Annotated in this window: 12 protein-coding genes, 1 pseudogene and 1 CRISPR repeat array; all 13 genes and pseudogenes read right to left on the reverse strand. The window is 39.4% G+C overall.

Annotated features, from left to right (window positions below):
• Nucleotides 1-110, reverse strand: a pseudogene (locus tag WS34_RS00590) (maltose acetyltransferase domain-containing protein); the annotation flags it as partial.
• Between the two features lie 170 nt (nucleotides 111-280).
• Nucleotides 281-481 (reverse strand): nitroreductase family protein, encoded by a 201-nt coding sequence (locus WS34_RS00595; protein ID WP_286693568.1) that lies wholly within the window; start codon nucleotides 479-481, stop codon nucleotides 281-283.
• Nucleotides 482-679: 198 nt separating this feature from the next.
• Nucleotides 680-6,058: direct repeats of the CRISPR family, unit length 30 nt; unit sequence GTTTCAATTCTACCTTAGTTCAATTAAAAG.
• 218 nt (nucleotides 6,059-6,276) lie between these two features.
• The gene (cas2, locus tag WS34_RS00600; protein WP_046402458.1) at nucleotides 6,277-6,537 is read right to left on the reverse strand and encodes a CRISPR-associated endonuclease Cas2; all 261 of its coding nucleotides are present in this window, start codon (nucleotides 6,535-6,537) and stop codon (nucleotides 6,277-6,279) included.
• Nucleotides 6,537-7,541, reverse strand: coding sequence for a type I-B CRISPR-associated endonuclease Cas1b (gene cas1b / locus WS34_RS00605; RefSeq protein WP_013611553.1), 1,005 nt, complete (start codon nucleotides 7,539-7,541; stop codon nucleotides 6,537-6,539). The genes cas2 and cas1b overlap by 1 nt, the downstream gene beginning before the upstream one ends.
• Before the next feature lie 41 nt (nucleotides 7,542-7,582).
• Nucleotides 7,583-8,095: a CRISPR-associated protein Cas4 gene (gene cas4, locus WS34_RS00610; protein ID WP_013611554.1), complete on the reverse strand. Its 513-nt coding sequence runs from the start codon at nucleotides 8,093-8,095 to the stop codon at nucleotides 7,583-7,585.
• Complete coding sequence (locus tag WS34_RS00615) at nucleotides 8,092-10,815, reverse strand: CRISPR-associated helicase/endonuclease Cas3 (RefSeq protein WP_046402460.1); 2,724 nt, start codon at nucleotides 10,813-10,815, stop codon at nucleotides 8,092-8,094. The genes cas4 and WS34_RS00615 overlap by 4 nt, the downstream gene beginning before the upstream one ends.
• Before the next feature lie 2 nt (nucleotides 10,816-10,817).
• Nucleotides 10,818-11,597 (reverse strand): type I-B CRISPR-associated protein Cas5b, encoded by a 780-nt coding sequence (cas5b, locus tag WS34_RS00620; RefSeq protein WP_013611556.1) that lies wholly within the window; start codon nucleotides 11,595-11,597, stop codon nucleotides 10,818-10,820.
• Nucleotides 11,594-12,532 carry a type I CRISPR-associated protein Cas7 gene (locus WS34_RS00625; protein WP_046402462.1) on the reverse strand — a complete coding sequence of 313 codons (939 nt, stop codon included), beginning with the start codon at nucleotides 12,530-12,532 and terminating at the stop codon, nucleotides 11,594-11,596. Before WS34_RS00625 ends, cas5b begins: the two co-directional genes overlap by 4 nt.
• Nucleotides 12,533-12,548: 16 nt before the next feature.
• Nucleotides 12,549-14,369, reverse strand: coding sequence for a hypothetical protein (locus WS34_RS00630; protein WP_286693569.1), 1,821 nt, complete (start codon nucleotides 14,367-14,369; stop codon nucleotides 12,549-12,551).
• Between the two features lie 242 nt (nucleotides 14,370-14,611).
• Complete coding sequence (gene cas6, locus WS34_RS00635) at nucleotides 14,612-15,382, reverse strand: CRISPR-associated endoribonuclease Cas6 (protein WP_046402465.1); 771 nt, start codon at nucleotides 15,380-15,382, stop codon at nucleotides 14,612-14,614.
• A 674-nt stretch (nucleotides 15,383-16,056) separates the two neighbouring features.
• Nucleotides 16,057-17,316, reverse strand: a complete 1,260-nt coding sequence (locus tag WS34_RS00640) for a metal-dependent hydrolase family protein (RefSeq protein ID WP_046402537.1) — start codon at nucleotides 17,314-17,316, stop codon at nucleotides 16,057-16,059.
• A 92-nt stretch (nucleotides 17,317-17,408) separates the two neighbouring features.
• Nucleotides 17,409-17,708, reverse strand: coding sequence for a sugar phosphate isomerase family (locus WS34_RS00645; RefSeq protein ID WP_286693570.1), 300 nt, complete (start codon nucleotides 17,706-17,708; stop codon nucleotides 17,409-17,411).
• Nucleotides 17,709-18,486: 778 nt separating this feature from the next.
• Nucleotides 18,487-19,314 carry a PepSY-like domain-containing protein gene (locus WS34_RS00650; RefSeq protein ID WP_286693571.1) on the reverse strand — a complete coding sequence of 276 codons (828 nt, stop codon included), beginning with the start codon at nucleotides 19,312-19,314 and terminating at the stop codon, nucleotides 18,487-18,489.
• Between the last annotated feature and the right edge of the window lie 132 nt (nucleotides 19,315-19,446).

Raw genomic sequence — 19,446 nt, forward strand, 5'->3', positions numbered from 1 at the left:
AAATTATACTTCATCAATAAACAATGTGTTTTTCTTTTCAGCTCAGGAAAAACGGGAACATGACAATCATACCACTCACCGGCCAGACATTTTTCCAGTTCTGTTTTCATAAGCCAAACTATCCGGTTTACAGTACAGTCACTATCTCATTCACCGGTTTCCTGACAGAAACACATGCCGGGAAGCGTTTACATACCCCAGGGAGATGATCACGACAGGCTCCTGCCATCCGGTAACTACAATCGAGATTTCACCCGTCCGGATCGAAATTATAACCCCATCAACTCCAAAATCCCTGTACCGCTACAGCCAAACAAATATGTTCGGCCGCTATCGCCGCACCGATATCTGCATGGTTCTTCTTATCCGGATTCCGTACCCAGCCAACCACTATATCGATACAAAATGACAATATACACCGGAGCGCCGGCAAACCATTACCGATCGTAGCATTGCCGTACTTGCTGTTTTCGTGCTTCACTTTTATAACATGCCAAATCGCCCTGTTTCTTCCCCGGCAAATGAATAAATGTCCGGAAGAAAGAGCTTTGAATATCCTGCAATATATTCAATCCAATATTCATCGTTCCGAGAAGATCAATACCCCGGCGACAAACTGACATTTCGGAATCTCACCCTTATCCGGGACGGTTAATAAAAACATGCCAGGTTGAGTCCAGTTTCAATTCTACCCTAGTTCAATTAAAAGTGCTGATATTTCCGCGAAATTCCTTTGGCAATAGAAGTTTCAATTCTACCTTAGTTCAATTAAAAGGGACAGCGCCTTTCCGGCCTACCAGTGGTGTTTCAAGTTTCAATTCTACCTTAGTTCAATTAAAAGTTTCGACCGCACACGCGGGATCAGGGTTTCCCGGAGTTTCAATTCTACCTTAGTTCAATTAAAAGGACTTTAAAGCTTATAATCGACAGGTGCGGTACCGAGTTTCAATTCTACCTTAGTTCAATTAAAAGTCAGACCATTGGCTGAAACAGATACCGGTGTTTCTAGTTTCAATTCTACCTTAGTTCAATTAAAAGAGGGCTTACCTATGAACTCCAGCAGAAAGAAGACATGTTTCAATTCTACCTTAGTTCAATTAAAAGGTTTTATTTCCATAAAGCTTAATAAGATTTTTAAACGTTTCAATTCTACCTTAGTTCAATTAAAAGCATCATTACTTTATTTTGTTGCAATTGCTGATAATACGTTTCAATTCTACCTTAGTTCAATTAAAAGTGACATGGCAAAAGAGGCGGGAGCATCAGAGGAAAGTTTCAATTCTACCTTAGTTCAATTAAAAGAACTCTATCCGGACCGGAAAGACTTCCAGAAACTGAGTTTCAATTCTACCTTAGTTCAATTAAAAGGTTAATTTTATATTTATAACTAATGAAGTACAAAAAAGTTTCAATTCTACCTTAGTTCAATTAAAAGTTCGATTCCGCCCTGAAAGAAAAACTCCTCAAACGGGTTTCAATTCTACCTTAGTTCAATTAAAAGCTTCAATCCAGAGGGCTACATACACCTCCAGCTTCAGTTTCAATTCTACCTTAGTTCAATTAAAAGATATTCTTCCTTTTGCTGCCTATCAGAAGATTTATGCGTTTCAATTCTACCTTAGTTCAATTAAAAGGGCTATTACTGGTATAAATAAGATTCGGCAAGAGTAGTTTCAATTCTACCTTAGTTCAATTAAAAGTTGTGGATTTGATCTTGAATTTACTATACTACTAAGGTTTCAATTCTACCTTAGTTCAATTAAAAGTTAATTAAAGCATATTTCAACATTCGTTCTAACAAAGTTTCAATTCTACCTTAGTTCAATTAAAAGCAAACTGCTCGTGATCAGATTTACGCGCATTTTGGTGGTTTCAATTCTACCTTAGTTCAATTAAAAGACAACTCCAAAACCAAGACAAAAAGCAAGAATCCGAGTTTCAATTCTACCTTAGTTCAATTAAAAGTTTTACAGTATTTGAAGCATTAACAAACATTTTTGGTGTTTCAATTCTACCTTAGTTCAATTAAAAGTGGGGTGTCCGTCCTTGGGATATGGCCATTATACTTGTTTCAATTCTACCTTAGTTCAATTAAAAGTAATATCTACATGGAAAGAGTATCGTGTATCTTCTACGTTTCAATTCTACCTTAGTTCAATTAAAAGCCCGGTCCAGGATAAGATCCGTCGAATGTTCCGGATGTTTCAATTCTACCTTAGTTCAATTAAAAGTTGCTGATATTTGCGCGCCACACCCTTGGCGATCGAAGTTTCAATTCTACCTTAGTTCAATTAAAAGAGGCATACCGGCAGAGACTATATTTTCAACTTGCGTTTCAATTCTACCTTAGTTCAATTAAAAGTATTGAGCAAAGAGCGATGCGGCATGAGAATAAATTGTTTCAATTCTACCTTAGTTCAATTAAAAGTCAATGGATTGTTTAGACTGATCATCAGCTTTCGGTGTTTCAATTCTACCTTAGTTCAATTAAAAGAGCATTACTACACGTCTGACAGACAAAGCGAGACAAGTTTCAATTCTACCTTAGTTCAATTAAAAGCAATCAGGCAAAAGGTCAAGGCATTACGAATGCCTTGTTTCAATTCTACCTTAGTTCAATTAAAAGAGGTCTGGTTTCGATCTTTCTCGTCGCATCTGCTTTGTTTCAATTCTACCTTAGTTCAATTAAAAGCTGAGATGCCTAATCAGGTTCCTGAGACCTTCCAGAGTTTCAATTCTACCTTAGTTCAATTAAAAGTCGGAAGTAGGAGCTGCAGCTGCAAACCACAATCAGTTTCAATTCTACCTTAGTTCAATTAAAAGCTGTCGGTTTGGGGGATTCTGCGGAAAACCAGGCGAGTTTCAATTCTACCTTAGTTCAATTAAAAGCATCTTTTGATTTCTGTGTTAATTCCGCAGAAATGTGTTTCAATTCTACCTTAGTTCAATTAAAAGTCAGAAATCACTTCCTCTTCCTTATCATATATCGTTGTTTCAATTCTACCTTAGTTCAATTAAAAGAATCGTAAAGGGGAATTAAATAACCTTTACTATTAAGTTTCAATTCTACCTTAGTTCAATTAAAAGCGCGCTACCAATAAGCGGGTCCATTATTCAGTAGACGTTTCAATTCTACCTTAGTTCAATTAAAAGTCAATTTACCAGGTTGTTTGTGGCAGGACCTGCAAGTTTCAATTCTACCTTAGTTCAATTAAAAGGAAAAATACCGTCTTGCCCGGACCCTCCACGAAAAATGTTTCAATTCTACCTTAGTTCAATTAAAAGATGGTTTCCTTTGTCATAAGGACCTTTCATTGTTTAGTTTCAATTCTACCTTAGTTCAATTAAAAGCTGGCTCCGGTCAAGGAGGAGTAAATTTCTCCTCTGAGTTTCAATTCTACCTTAGTTCAATTAAAAGAAATTCCATCAGTTTAAAAATAGTTGCCACCGCCGAGTTTCAATTCTACCTTAGTTCAATTAAAAGTTAATGCCTTTATTAAAGAAGCTCTGGAAAATCAGTGTTTCAATTCTACCTTAGTTCAATTAAAAGAGGGAGAGCGGAAAGAAAGGACAGAGTGGTAATCGCGTTTCAATTCTACCTTAGTTCAATTAAAAGACGATCCTTTTTTCGTGGTCGGCATATCGGAAATAAGTTTCAATTCTACCTTAGTTCAATTAAAAGTCGAGTGCCAACGAAACGAAATAGATAAACTATAAGTTTCAATTCTACCTTAGTTCAATTAAAAGTCAATGTTTTCGTATTGGTGGTTCTGTGAGCAACATGTTTCAATTCTACCTTAGTTCAATTAAAAGCCGCCTGGACAATCAGGCACAACAGGAACATAATAGTTTCAATTCTACCTTAGTTCAATTAAAAGCGTGTTCTCGATTCTATTTTTGCAGTAAAATGCGAGTTTCAATTCTACCTTAGTTCAATTAAAAGGAGTGCTTCCGTGTCCGGTGTTGGAAATCCTACTGCGTTTCAATTCTACCTTAGTTCAATTAAAAGTGGCTGGGGTACAACTCCAATAAATAGAATTATAGAGTTTCAATTCTACCTTAGTTCAATTAAAAGATATAAATATAACAATACAGTGTATACTATAGAATGGTTTCAATTCTACCTTAGTTCAATTAAAAGTTCTATTCTTGTCGTTCTTTCTGTGCGGTATGAACAGTTTCAATTCTACCTTAGTTCAATTAAAAGCATTGAGATTATCGACAAAAGGGAGGATGTAGAACAGTTTCAATTCTACCTTAGTTCAATTAAAAGTTTGGTTACTTTCCATGTATATACGATACCCAATAAAGTTTCAATTCTACCTTAGTTCAATTAAAAGAAATCACATCCAATCTCATCTATATATGTAGAGAAAAGTTTCAATTCTACCTTAGTTCAATTAAAAGAGAAAATACATTTTATTCAAAAAAAATGGAATGGTAGTTTCAATTCTACCTTAGTTCAATTAAAAGAAAGACTTTATGGAAAGCATTCAGGAAGTCAAAGAAAGTTTCAATTCTACCTTAGTTCAATTAAAAGTTATTTCAGGAAAGGCATAAATCAGATCTCAGACGGGTTTCAATTCTACCTTAGTTCAATTAAAAGAATTAATGGGAAATTAACTAAGTGTGAATAAATTATGTTTCAATTCTACCTTAGTTCAATTAAAAGTGCCGATCATTTTAGGATTAGTCAATGGGAACAAAAGTTTCAATTCTACCTTAGTTCAATTAAAAGCAATTTGCAGAAACCGGCTTGCGGGCGTTTTTAAAAGTTTCAATTCTACCTTAGTTCAATTAAAAGGGGCGGGCAGGAAACCTTCGACTAGCATCACTTCGGGTTTCAATTCTACCTTAGTTCAATTAAAAGTAATCTTTACCAACATACTATGCCGTTTTAATATCCTGTTTCAATTCTACCTTAGTTCAATTAAAAGGAGGCACCATCAACCCAAAAGCAGCACCATACACCAGTTTCAATTCTACCTTAGTTCAATTAAAAGAAGCGCGGATACGCTAACGACTTTGGATATACTCAGTTTCAATTCTACCTTAGTTCAATTAAAAGACGAAATATCATTTATTGAATGGCAGCAGCTTAAAAGTTTCAATTCTACCTTAGTTCAATTAAAAGAGTTTTACGGACAGGATTTTTATTGGTTGCACTTTTGTTTCAATTCTACCTTAGTTCAATTAAAAGACTGAAAGTAAAACCGCTCACACTCGGTCAGATTATGTTTCAATTCTACCTTAGTTCAATTAAAAGTCAAGAAATGGGTTGTCCTTGTATGTAGTTATAAAAGTTTCAATTCTACCTTAGTTCAATTAAAAGACACATTGAAAAACATGGACGGAAGACTACGAACAATGTTTCAATTCTACCTTAGTTCAATTAAAAGGGGGCAGGATGCAGACGGGGTGTATCTCAGGATAAAGTTTCAATTCTACCTTAGTTCAATTAAAAGCGTGTCTGATTCTGACTCTTCTCTTCCTTTAATAAAGTTTCAATTCTACCTTAGTTCAATTAAAAGGTTTCTTTTTCTTTTGTAAGCTGGTCTATCTGTTTTGTTTCAATTCTACCTTAGTTCAATTAAAAGCTTTGTCTACCATGTGCTGTTTATAGGCGGTTAGATGGTTTCAATTCTACCTTAATTCAATTAAAAGCCACCATTTTTATAGCGTTTTTTCGTAACAAAGCCTGTTTCAATTCTACCTTAGTTCAATTAAAAGGATAAATTCATTCCCTTTCAGACCGGAACCTTTAGGTTTCAATTCTACCTTAGTTCAATTAAAAGCGACTTATCCCCCAGGGCCTTCGTTTCAAAAACGTGGTTTCAATTCTACCTTAGTTCAATTAAAAGCAAATATCATATTGTGTATCGTGATAGGCTTATGCAGTTTCAATTCTACCTTAGTTCAATTAAAAGCAATAAAACTTCGCTATTGTGGACCCCCTCTATCAAGTTTCAATTCTACCTTAGTTCAATTAAAAGTATTAAAATGAAGAATAAACAGCTGAAAAAAGCATGTTTCAATTCTACCTTAGTTCAATTAAAAGCCGTTAAAAACGCCAACAAATATACTTCAAAATCAATGATTTATCATCCATTTATTCTCATTTTTTACAAACATTTGCAGTCGACCTTCAATTCTTAAATTTACCCTGACCTTCGACAACAACTTTTAAATTATTCATTTTCAACATGTCAAAGAACTATTATTCCATTTCTATTGTAATTACTCTCTCAACCCCCAATCATTTTTTTAAGGTCGACGCTATAAAAAATTAGAAACGCTGGCTTTTTCATCTCCTATAATCTCTTTTTCCAGCCATTTTTCGTCCCGGCTTTTAAAGAAAATCAAACTATCCTTTTCATCCATAAAATTCCGGGCTTCCGATGTTAATTGCTTCAACTGTACTTCTGAAATCTCCCCTTCAAATACACTGTTTTGTATCCATGAAAGGTAACGCCGGCACAATTTCAACATTTTAGCCGTCCGCTTCTGATCGACATCATATACTAAAATGACATACATTACCACCACATTTTCAAAGGTTTATATTCTTCCATCCCCAATAAATGCTTGGTCAGTTTATAACATTCTAATTTAATCAAATGCCTGTAACTGACACTTCTTCCCAATTTCCGGTGTTTTATCGTCTCTTTCGTCCTCTCTTCCCATTCCTGGGCTACTTTTTTCATAGAAGATTGCTTTAGCAGACATCGATTTAAGTGTTGATCGAAATCCGATTCCCTTAACTGTTTACGGTTAAACATGGAGAAAATCAATCGGTCCGCCAATATGGGTTTAAAGATTTCTGCCATATCCAGAGCCAGAGAATAACGCCTTTCCCCCGGCTCATGCAGAAAGCTGATCGTCGGATTCAATTGGGTATGATAAATGGCATCCAGACATAACGAATAACACATACTGTTAGCAAAAGAAATCATCGCATTCACCTCATTGGAAGGTGGCATCTTTGTCCGGTTTCCCATGGAAAAACCATCGATAATCGTATCAAATGCCTCATAATAGGTTTGACGGATATTCCCCTCGATTCCCATCAACATCGGAATATCGGTTGCAGTAGCAATCAATGGAATATAGGCTTCTATCCGTTCAATCTGTTGCCTGGTATCTTTTCCCCGATTCGTATAATATCTCAGATTCTTCAACATGTTAAACGCTGCCCCATCGATAAAACTTCGGGCAATTGCCATCCGTTTTTCCTGCCGGATATGGTGCTTCATCTGGGCAATCTGCATCTTGCCGGATAACAGGTAATCTTTAGGCATAAACGAACCAGTATAATGTTCATAATAATCGAAAAAATGAACCGCCACCTGATGCTTACCCAGAAAATTGTACATCATACTATTGGTATCCAAACTACCGAATACAAAGAGATTATCTACGGTTTCAATAGGAATGTAACGGGGTTGCCCTTCCTGTCCCTCTTCGTCTACCGGAGTAAATTTCAGCGTATTATCCTTCCGGCTCAACCGCCCGGGATTAAATAAATAGTACGTCCTTTTCATAAAACAATTTTAAGTCCATTAAAAAACATTTATTCCCTGTTTCATTCCCCTTCTCCGGAATAACAAAATTCATAATATGAACAGGCTCCGCATTTTCCTTTGGATAAAGCAGGCGGACATGCCTCCTCCCCGATCAGCTGTCGGATCTCCACCTCCATCTGACGCAATATTTCCCGGTCCCCCTCTTCCAACTCCACCCGCATCGTCTCCCTCAGTAAAGGGTATTCCAACATCCCCACCACATCGGCTATTCCTTCCCGTTCAAACAAAAGCAAATAATATTTCACCTGCCAGATATACGCCTCCTCTTTCGATGTAGATTTTTTGATTTCATGAATCACCTTCTCTTTCGGATCATAAAAATCAATCACAGAACCACCGATTCTCACTTCTTCATATCTGGCTGCCCGGTTCGGATACGAAGTCTCATGTACCAGCTTTCCTTCCGTGACTACATCCGAGGTATGTTCCATCCGGATACCATTGGCATGTAACCACGTTTCCCGTTTACACACCTGATAAAGATTAATCAAAGTTCCTGTCACATTTATCATATAAAAGTTATATCTTTCAATGCTCTGTTATTCAATCCCATTTTATAGTCGTACAATTTTCCGTTCACCCCCTCATCTTCCCAATGGGATAAATAAAAATACCCCAACTTTTCTTCCCCCGTCCCCCCTTTCAACTCCTGCAATTCTTTCGAATAACCAACCAAAGAAAAAGTAAAACACGACAATATCCGCTGCATGATTTTAAAACCGACCTTTTCTTCCAGATCAAATTTTGCAGGATGATCACGATATACGAGACGTTCGTACACCTCCCACACTTCCTTTCCATCCAACAGTCCCTCACAAGGCACAACCCCAAAATCTTCCAGAAATTGAAGTTCCCGGTCAGAAAACAGACGCTCTTTAACACCTTCTGTCATCGAATCCACTTCTACCGGCAACGGTATGGGGACAAAAACAGTTTCATTCTGCTGCTCGATTACCTGAAAATTACGATCTACCTGTTGAAAATCCAACCCTTCGACAAATCTCAAAAATCCCGAACGGAAATTCTGCACATAAGTCTGTTCGTTCATCCAATTTATCTTCTCAAAAACCAATTCATACAAACATCCGAAATCTTTTTCACGAAGAATACGTTCATATTCACCGACAGAAATTTGTTCCCAGACCATCTGATATCTTTTATCTTTTCCATACAAGACACTTGCATTATCCAGTCGGAACAAATAGACTTCACAGCCCACTTTACAGGCATTCCGGTTTACCCTCCCGGCCAACTGTTCATCACTGTCGATCAAGGATATATTTTTAAATCCTAAATCCATATCGATATCGACCCCAGCTTCAACAACCTGTGTCGTGATTAGCAATATATTTTTCTTCCGGCTGAGCGGATTTTTCAGCTCATTGATAATTTCCCGCCTCCGGGGTTCCAGAATTGTCCCAGAGAGAAGGAATACCTCGTCAAAAAAGGGCTCCTTTTCTTGTATGAAAGCATAAAATTCCGCGGCAGATTTTTTAGTGATAAACTCTATTATGGTATGAACCGTCCCGTTCTTCCCCGGTTTATCCCGATATTCCACTGATTTCCCAAGAACAAAATCCGCTAAATCGTTCATATCGATCTCTTCCTGGAACAACTCAAACCTGAACTCCACTCTCCCGGCAAAATTTGGATTCTGCATATAAGATTTTGCCTGAGGCAACAAATCCACAAATCCGGTTCTTTCCTTCAAAGGAATTCTCAGTTTACCGATCTTAGGTAAAGTCGCGGACATCAGAATAAAACGAACCTGAAAAAAGCGGGCATAATGTTCAATCAAATAATACATTTTATCCCACAAAAGCGGATTATAGGTCTGCAATTCATCGATAACCACCACCGCATTCGCCAGGCGGTGGAGTAAATAATTCGCTTCCTTCCGGTTTGTTTTCAACATATCGAAGAACTTCACATGCGACATAACGCACACAGGAAAAAGGGCAAACAAACGATCGATATAATCCTGCTTTTTATCCGCATACAGTCCATCCTCTCTTTCCTCCGTTTTTTCATTAAATCCGGCTTTGGAATGTAACTCCGCCAGTTCCGTAGAAGTCAAGCCCAAAGCATTTTTCAGTGTCTGATTTGTCTGGGTAATCAGAGTCGTATAGGGAAATACATAAAATACTTTCTGAATCTCAGGATGGACGGCCATTAATTCAGTCACCGCCAGCATGGATAAATTTGTCTTTCCCCCTCCCGTCGGAGCCTCAATATAAAACAAACGATCATCAGAATGTTCACGAACGGTCCGGATGACTTCCACAGCCATTCCGGTTCGCAGCCGATTCAAGTGATCACCGGATTTTTCCTGCGGATACTCAAAAACAAATTTATCCAATTGTTCATATATCCCCCGGTTATGCCTGTAATTTCGCAGATGCCCGATCATTTCCTCTACCCGGTGACGGTCTTCAAAAATTCCGGCCTCTTTCACCAGTCTCCCAGTCATATATGCATGAGTCGCCAGATAATCGGCAGCCGTCAGAACAGAAGAATTCAATTTAATCAGCGCATACAAAGCAAAAGAAGCTTCCCGTTGCGCATCCGTTTCCTTTCGGATAGCAACAATATGCTCGAATACAGCTTCGACACAAGTAAAATCCCCTTCATATCCCCAAACCGTCAGATAAGTATGCAATTCTTCATATCCCCCGGCAAATGAATTAAAAAACTCCTCCTCATCGGCACATCCCAAACCGCCGCTATGATGCTGCCGGATAACATAGGCAAAGAAAAAAGCATAGACAAACAGCATCTTTTTTTCTTCCTCCGTCAGGCACGGATCTTGCCACACACGGTCCAATTCAAAAGCCAGAAACAGCCAGGCGCTCAAAAACGAATGTCCATAGGCAGGTACCAATATTTCCGTCTTCCGATGTTTAAACAACCGATTCAACATCCTGGAATATTGAAAATTATCGTTTACCTTACCTGTATCATGAAAAACAAACACCGCCATAAACATCCGTTTCAACTCTTCCTGCACATTCTCCGAGTATTTTCCGGCAATCCCCGGAATCAAACGATCGACGACCTTCTCCAAACCGTGCTTGCCGATCAGCCAACAAGCCCTTTCAACCACTTTGGCCGTATGTTCCTGCAAAGATTCGGCAGATTTTCCGGGACAAATATGTGCCAGATAAGAATCATTTTTCAACCTGCCGAACAATAACTCCATCTGGCCCTGAATTATTTCTCTACAGTCTTTCATATTCAAAACAATTGAACAATCTTTCCTTCCTCTTCCAGCTGATACAAATTTACCATCTGCGTGGCAGCCTGTAAGGTCCAATCCGTAAAAGCGAAGTCGGCCAATTCATATTGCATCAGAACCGGATGAAAACCAACAGGCAAACGTTCGAAATACACAAAACTACCTCGATTCACTATGCCTTTCAGCGAAAACGAAAAACTGGCCTTTACCTGCTGTCCTTTCAATACTCCTTCTTTGATAAACAAGGATGAAACCCGAAAATCAGTTTCCGGTACAAAAGTTTTAAAAGCATATTCCCGGAACGAATCTCCGAACCAGGCCGGATATTCATTTTTACCCAAATAGGGAATATACTCGGCCCATCCTTCCCGGATATACTCGTACAACTTCCGGTGATCCGGATGCTCTTCCGACAACAAAAGATAGCAGCGATAGGCCGGACGAATCAGCATACTCTCTTCAACCAGCAGGTTACCATCCTGATTAGCATATCCGACCGTATTCGTATACTTGACTATCGTTTTCTGGAAATTCCCTTTCTCATGTCTCCCCTCCAAAGGTTCTATTCCCACCGGGAGGGCAGCCAACCGCTGGTAATATTCCGGCCATTCTCCTTTTTTCCGATAACCCCGCAAACCGATAATAGCCCCCAATATGCCTAACAGGGCGGGCTTATGTAACATATTATAGGTCAGCAACACCCCATCATTGTAATCGGGCTTTTTGAAGAAACCGAAATCAGCCTGTATATCAAATGAAATCAGTCGTTGATTATTCATAACCCGTTCAATTCAAGTTCGACCGTTCCTTCCGGCAGATGAATCACTTTTGTAATTCCCTTATTGTAAAACAATTCAATTTTTGAGATCTCATTTTTGATTTTTTCTTTGGACAATAAGGTACTTACTTTCGCAAAATCAATTTCCCGTTCTGCATTTACCTCTATCAAATCCACGAAAGAGGGTAATACCAGCTTCGACTCTTCTTTCAATTCCACCCACAACAAGGCCTCATTCTCCGTTCCTGCCTTGGAAGAGGAATCATAATATGTCACTCCGCAACGTAAAGCTTCTTTCAATTTGGCAATATCCTCCCCCGTTAATCTTCCATTATCGACAAATTCAGTCAGTTCGTCTAAATTACCGGGATTGACTGAAAAATGATGTACGTAATGGCCTTCCTGTAATTTAAATTGGGTTCCTAAAGTCGTTTGCATCGAATCCGTACTATTATCATTGGAGTTCCGGAAAGGCGAAGCAATCTGCTCTGAATAGATAATCCCTTCCACATATCGGTTCACCCCATGCGTCGGTTGTACAACACCATGAATAGACAAATTGGCCGTTTTACTGGCAAAAGTTCCGCCAAATAACCGTACATCCAGACAGCTCAACAAATTTCCCAGAATCACTTTACGCGCCTTGACCGCCTCTTTCTTATCCGCTTTCGGATAATCGCCGAAGAAACGGGCATAATTCTGGTCTAAATCCCGGGGTTGCATATCTCCATTCAGGCTTTTAAAATAAAATACCTTGTCTTCCGGATAATTTTTATCTATATAATTCCGAACGGTATATTTCAATGCTTTATCTGTTGCATATACTGCCCCATCGGGCAAAGTACGGGGCTGATGTGAAAAGTCCGCATTATAATTGGAATTGACAGATTTGATTACCACACAACCAAACACTCTGTTTTTAAATGTATTACTCATAATGTTTTATTTTAAGTTAGTTTTCTTCATTTGTTTCTTCTGATTTATTAACGCTAAAAAGCAGATTATCCGAAAAAATCCCGGCCAGCATCATGGGCAGGTAGTCCCGCATATTCGCTTGGGTCTGATAGGCCATAACCGATGCAAACGGATGACGGAAATTGCCTGAAAAATTCTCATGCTTATAGGTATCGAAAAGCCGGGCAATCGCTTTATTCAATTCAGAGGCGTGCACCTGCTGCAAAAAAGGCTCCAGCCGTTTATAACTTTTGTCTGCCGTCTTACTCTTATGTAATAAATAGTAAATCACCTGTCCGGCTGCAAAAGCATATTGTTCGTCGTTTTCCAATATAGCCTCACCTTGCGATAAGGCAACCATAAACACTCTCTGTTCTTCCAATTTACTTGCCATAGTATCTGTATTTTTAAATTGTAAATCAAAACGTTCAGCCAAACTGAACCAAATGTTCATTTTAGACAAAATCCCCCAGCGTTGGGTATGCTGGTTTCCTTTTAATTCATCCAAACGGATATCCTCCAAAATACCGGTCAATAAAATATGATCGAACATAGGACGGGTAACAGCCTGTAATCTGGATTTATAGATATAATCATAAAAAGCTTGCCGATACTTCAATACCAATAAATAGTTATTTTCCGATTTACAGTATTTCGGTTCTAATTCATCGAAATATTTACGTTGTGTATCTCCGGCTTTCGTTCGTGTAATCAACGAGTTATTAAATATTTCGCGTAACACTTTTTCCTCCAACTCAAATACATGGCTTATTTTCTCCGTAAAACCGATCTGAAAATGATCTTTTACCATCCAACCTTCTTTATCCCCACTCTGCAAACGATAGCGGAAACGGGAAACAAAATCGAAATCACAAACCGTATCGCCATAGTAATACAATAAATAATAATCACCGATATCGTCCTGATGATTTTTATAAAGCTCCCGTATGATCTCCTGATAACCGATCCTCTTGCCATCCGCCAAATACTGGGGGAAAACCGCAAGCATTTCGGTCTGCAACTCTTCCCGGTAAACAAACAACGGCAAAGGACGGGGTAAAACATTCCGGCGCATGATTTCCTGAAAATCATGGAGATTTCCAGCCATCTCTCCGGTAATCCGCCCGGCAATATCGAAAACAGCCGACTGATGGGATAAAAAAGGCTTTTTAGTTGGAAATCCATTCAGGAAATCGCTGGTCCCATAGAGTTGATTTTCTACCGAAATATTGTATTCATTAGTATTGAATAATTTGTCCGACAAATATTTTTCATGAACCCGGCGATATTTTTCCATCTCCTCCTCCAAATAAAGAATAATGTACTCCTTATCCTTGACTTCATCAACCTCTGACTGAAAACAGGCAAATAAAGCATTCAGTTTCTCTTTGGAGTTGATAAAATGCTGAAAAACCCTTATTCTTTCTTTCTCGCTATCCTCTTCGACGTAGGATAAAGCATTAGCAAAATAAGTATCGATACGGTCGTAGATTTTAGTCTTATCTTTCGCATATTTTCCTCCTCCTTCCAGAGATTCCCGTTTCAAGGCAATGCAATAAGGAGAACAGGAATGCAGCCCCTTAGCCGGAAGATCGAAACATTTATTGGTATTCACACACCATCCCACCTGAGCCAGCTCAGCACAATGCTGTAAAAAAGGATAATCGAATTCTGTCGCTTTCCGGGTCAGACAAACCCGGCAGACAGACTGTTCGTCCATAAAATGAGTTCCCTCCTTTTCCTGGATTTTCAGCAAAACATGCAGTCCTTCTTTAGGCTTCAGCCCCGCCTGCTTTAACTCAGCAGGCAAACTATTCATAAAGTTATTAATTTCCTGAAGCATATTATTGTTTTATTTTCATTCTGTAAAAATCTACTTAGGTCAATTAAAATAAGTACCTACGGTATCCCGATGGACATCGGCGGGTTATTTCAATTCTATCCCACTACTATTACAAATTCACCCAAAACAACCTGGATACCCAAACAAGGAGTTAAAAGTTTTGTTTTCCCGTTTACAACAGAATAAAAACTCAAACACCACACACACTAAACTTATTATCACTGTTTCAACACTTCCACACAACCGAATCCCTGGCTGTTCAATCGTCCGAAACCACCTTCGTAACCCAGGCGCAATAATTCCGGCTGTCCTTCCAGCTCAAAGCGGAAAGTATATCCTTTCATTCTGGTTTCCTCCGGAGTACCTACCTTCAGCACAATTGTTTTAGGCTTGGGCTCAGACAACAAATGCAAACGGGTCAGAGGCCAGGACGGATCGGGGTCCTGTCCATAAAACACCCTGTATTTATCCAGCAGATTCAAATGCAACAATTCTGCAAACTTCGGATTCCCCGGTGAAAGATGTATCGCTTTCCGGGTTTCCGGTAATTGCTCTTCAATAAACATAGGCGATAAAGTTTTAAAAGACATCCGGGAAGTGAATTCCGGCTCAGCCTGCCGCTCTAAGTTAAAGACTTCAAAGCGGACCCTTGATTTCCGGTCACCAACCTCCAATTGCCTGTTCTTAAACAGACCCATTACAAAAGCATCAATTGCTTCTATCGGATAGAACGACACAATCAACTGGGCCGTATCCGCCAAAACAAAAATCCGATCCCCCTCGATTCTGAAACACGGAAAATAGAAATTCGAAAAGGTAAATAATTTAAATGCTTTCTTTTCCTTACAATATCCTTTATCATGTAGCCAGGCAGTAAAAACCGGATTACCTTCATTCAATACCTTGTACAAACAACTTGACAATTCATACATATAATTACAAGGTAAAACGGTTCCTTCCACAATTTTAAGTACCAATTTCAAACGCATAATAATAATTCATATTTATGCCTTAAATATAATAAATAATTACAGTAACAAACAACTATATCGAACAAAAATTATCAGAAAATGTATTCGAATCCTCATTTGTGACAGACATGTATAACCGGAATACCGGACTCTTTCACTACGATCTTCATGCTATCGTAAATCAGAATCTGGTACTGATAACTCCATACGTTTTTTCATTAACTGCAAGGTTAGATTGAATGTCTGAAGACGACAAAGAATCATCCCCAAAACATGATAGAGTTGTAGACTTATACTTCCAGACTCTGCACATAGAAAACATATCGCACGCCCTCTCTTTTCCGGAGTGGAAATACATACCGTTCGCCCCAAAGGGCGGGAATATTCAATCCCGTACAAGTAAATTTCGATTCCCTTACCGTTGCCAGTCTGTTCTTGCGTTATCCCCTAACATAAATCCAATTTTATGCCCCCCAATTATATCTTCTCTACAAGATAATTTCTTTCTGCCTTCATATCCTGAAATGTAGAAGACAAAACTACCCGGATACCCCGATTATCTGTATCGTCTACACACATAAATCTCCCGGTTATCGATTAACCACTGCTCTGTTTTTTCCAAATATACAAAGCAGTGTTTAATCGATAACCGGGGAAAAATCCCGGTCTAAAAGGCTCTGGGGTAGCGGATATTATAAATCGTTTTTATATATTTTGCCGTCTTTCATGATCAACAGCATATTCTTGCCAGGATCGGTCAGCACTTTTATATCTTCGAGTGCATTTCCATCCACCACAATCAGATCGGCCAGAGCCCCCTCTTCGATCACCCCCAGTTTACCGGGATAAGGATTACGGCGGCCGGACAGAGCCAACAGTTCGGCATTATCGTGAGTGATCATCTTCAGGATTTCAAAGTTGGAAAACCAGCGGGTCATCTTTTCGATATTCAGGTTTTGATTCCGTGCATTGGCCGGACTGAAAAGCAAGTCGGTACCCCATGCCAGCTTCACCCCGTATTTCTTCGCCAGCTGATAGGCCCGGTCGGTGCCTTGTACCACCAGTTCGTGTTTCGCCTGCTGTACAGGATTGGTATAATGATTATTTCCTTCTCCGATAAAGGGTTGCATCGACAACCACACGCCTTTCTCTGCAATCAGTTTCATCGTCGGTTCATCGATCAGTTGACCGTGTTCGATACTTTTCACCCCAGCCCGGATAGCCCTGCGGATCGCCTCCGGCACATAGACATGCACCATCACATAAGTACCCGCATCCTCGGCGGCCATTACCGCCGCATGCAGTTCATCTTCGAAATACTGCACATCTTCCAGCTGGTCATACAACGAAGAGACCCCTCCGCCTGCCATCAGCTTGATCTGACTCGCACCCAGACGCAGGTTATTCCGCGAAGCGACGATCACGGCATCCACCCCGTCGGCGATGATAGCAGCCCCGATTTTCTCGGTATGAGTCAGGCCGCAACAATCGAAAGGCTCAGGGATATCGTATACCATACGAAAATCGGCATGTCCGCCTGTTTCGGAAATAATCGCCCCACTAGGATAAATACGCGGTCCCGGCAGTGTTCCCTCATCGATCGCCCTTTTCAGTCCGAATACCGGTCCCCCCGCATCCCGGATCGTCGTAAAACCCCGCAAAAGAGTCTTCCCGGCTTCCTCTCCGGCTCTCAGCTGTGTATAAGAAGCATGAGCGGTCAACAAATCGACCATCGTATTAGCAGCCAGATAAGCATGCCAATGTGCATCGATCAATCCGGGCATCAGAAATTTTCCCCGCCCATCGATCACTTCTACTTCTGCTCCGGCAACAATCGGTTCGGCCGATACTTTCCGGATCACATTGTCCTCGATCCATACATTTCCCGTGACGGTCTTTTCACTTTTCCCGTCGAAAATCACGACATTTTGAATCAGAATTCCCTTTCCCATAGTCAGTAACGGCAATAAAGCCCATAAAATAAATACGTACAACTTCAACATAATCCAATATACAAGTTTACAAATGAACGATCTCATCGAATTTATTGTACGTAATCATCCCAGAAAAGTTTATTTCCACCTACTCTCACCCAGCAACTACCACTTCGGACCGATATCCCCCCACTCTCCACGACACCGGTGATCTTTTTCCGATGCGGGACCGATGTCCCGGAAACGAACATCCAGAACCAGATTATGTTTTCTGTCACCACCGGTCCGTCTTTCCCTTTTGCCAGCCGGAGCATAATTTCCGTAGCCCCTAATTTTCTTATTTCCTGCTCGACCCAGAGCAACAGGAAATACCTCCACCGGTACAGGAAAATTTGTTCCCAACCGTCCAATCAACCTAGTGTTGTCGACAATAATAAATACAAAAAATATCATTAACAAACTCAGATAAATTAAATAGAAACAAAAATAGAGCGGCCGGCTTTCAAAAAGCCTTTCAAGAGAAAATAATTGAAATCAACAAATTTATTTGGCGAATAATAAAAAATAAACTATTTTTGTCATCGCTATCAAGTACTGTTTCAAACAGTTCCTTGCAATAAAAAATGGACGTTTAAATAGTTAGATGTAAAAAGGGATAGGTCACAAAACCAAAATACTTTATTGACTGAATAAGAGTTACTTAATAATGTTAAAAAAAGGAAATATTTGTTTGTTTTGAGAAGAAAATAAACGTCCGATTAAATTAGCCGGTAACGGACTTTTCGATAAATAAATTTCCTCAAAAAGTAACTTTTTCCATTTTTCTACATCATTAGTATTCAAGATCTTTGAATGTTTTGGACGTAAAAGATTCTTCCGGTGACGTCGCCGGGAATTGACCAGATATAAGAGAAACAGGCTGCATAAAAAGACAGGGTCCCGCGGAATTATCTTCTAATCAGGTGAAATCGATTCATACACTCTTTATGATATTTCACACGATAAATTCTACTTATGCATTTCTTACATACATACACACATACACACACACATGCGTAAAGCGGGACCCTTATTCCAATTAAATTCAGAGTTATAAAGTCTGTAAAGTTTATATAGTCATCGGATTCTTCGGACTTCATAAACTTTACAGACTTTATAAATTAACCTTCATCGTCCCGATAAATCGGATCACTGTAGGATATTTCCGGTAGGATCGATAGACAGATGTACTTCAGAATTTCCTTGTTCCAGATCGAAATAGTAATACGAATTGTTCGGCGTCTCATAAAAATGAATATCGTCGATGCGGTATTTTCCAAAATTCGAATGCCGGAAAGTTTCCATTACTACCGAAGGAACTTCGGCCTTGCTCACTTCCCAGGAAGTCGACAACCAATCGTTTCCCTGAAAAATCAATTCTTTAGCTTTTCCTCCATCCAGGATGTCCACTTCCAATTTACCTTTTTCATTATCCATTTCAATGATGGTAGCATCCGGATATTTTTGTTTGATCCAAGTCTGGATATCCGAAGCGACAGGCATATAAGAACTCCGTTTCTCTTTAGACACTTCATTCACGGTTTTGATCAGATTGCCGTTACCGACATAATACAGGTCGGTATCCAATCCTTCTTTTTCGAGTTCGATGATATACACTGCTTCCATTCCAGCCCGTTCGATCTTGTCGATATCGTCCTTTTTCCAGGTACTGTAAACACTTTTCTCGAATTGTTCGCGGATGGCCTGTGGCAGGGAACTATACCTCAGATTACTTTCCGTCATCACCCATTTACCGGTTCCGTCGAACCAAGCCTCGTGTTCGATACCGTCTTCCCGGAATTCTGCGACATAATACCCCTGCTTTTGTTCCCACTCTACTTTATCGGCCTGAGGATATTTGTTATTAAATGCCGCAACGATTTTCGCATCGGGACGATACTGGTTTTGTTGTTTACAACCGGCTATTGCAAAGCCACTGATGAATAACAAAATAAAAAGAATCAATCTGGTTTTCATATTTTTCATTTTTATGTGATCGTTTGTCTGCTGTATACGATAATCGCGGAAGGGATGTTCTAAGGAGTAATCAAACAATTCACCTTTGATTTTCGTAAGTAGTGGAGATTTCTGTAAATTTTAATCAATCAC

It is taken from the genome of Odoribacter sp. N15.MGS-14, from assembly GCF_000980245.1.
In the GTDB taxonomy this organism is placed as follows: Bacteria; Bacteroidota; Bacteroidia; order Bacteroidales; family Marinifilaceae; genus Odoribacter; species Odoribacter splanchnicus.

Bases quoted from the DNA above. Each gene is read 5' to 3' on its own strand.
- WS34_RS00640 (WP_046402537.1), bottom strand. From the start codon at position 17,316: ATGGGAAAGGGAATTCTGATTCAAAATGTCGTGATTTTCGACGGGAAA.
- cas6 (WP_046402465.1), bottom strand. From the start codon at position 15,382: ATGCGTTTGAAATTGGTACTTAAAATTGTGGAAGGAACCGTTTTACCT.
- cas4 (WP_013611554.1), bottom strand. From the start codon at position 8,095: ATGATAAATGTGACAGGAACTTTGATTAATCTTTATCAGGTGTGTAAA.
- WS34_RS00615 (WP_046402460.1), bottom strand. From the start codon at position 10,815: ATGAAAGACTGTAGAGAAATAATTCAGGGCCAGATGGAGTTATTGTTC.
- cas5b (WP_013611556.1), bottom strand. From the start codon at position 11,597: ATGAATAATCAACGACTGATTTCATTTGATATACAGGCTGATTTCGGT.
- WS34_RS00630 (WP_286693569.1), bottom strand. From the start codon at position 14,369: ATGAATAGTTTGCCTGCTGAGTTAAAGCAGGCGGGGCTGAAGCCTAAA.
- cas1b (WP_013611553.1), bottom strand. From the start codon at position 7,541: ATGAAAAGGACGTACTATTTATTTAATCCCGGGCGGTTGAGCCGGAAG.
- WS34_RS00650 (WP_286693571.1), bottom strand. From the start codon at position 19,314: ATGAAAACCAGATTGATTCTTTTTATTTTGTTATTCATCAGTGGCTTT.
- cas2 (WP_046402458.1), bottom strand. From the start codon at position 6,537: ATGTATGTCATTTTAGTATATGATGTCGATCAGAAGCGGACGGCTAAA.
- WS34_RS00625 (WP_046402462.1), bottom strand. From the start codon at position 12,532: ATGAGTAATACATTTAAAAACAGAGTGTTTGGTTGTGTGGTAATCAAA.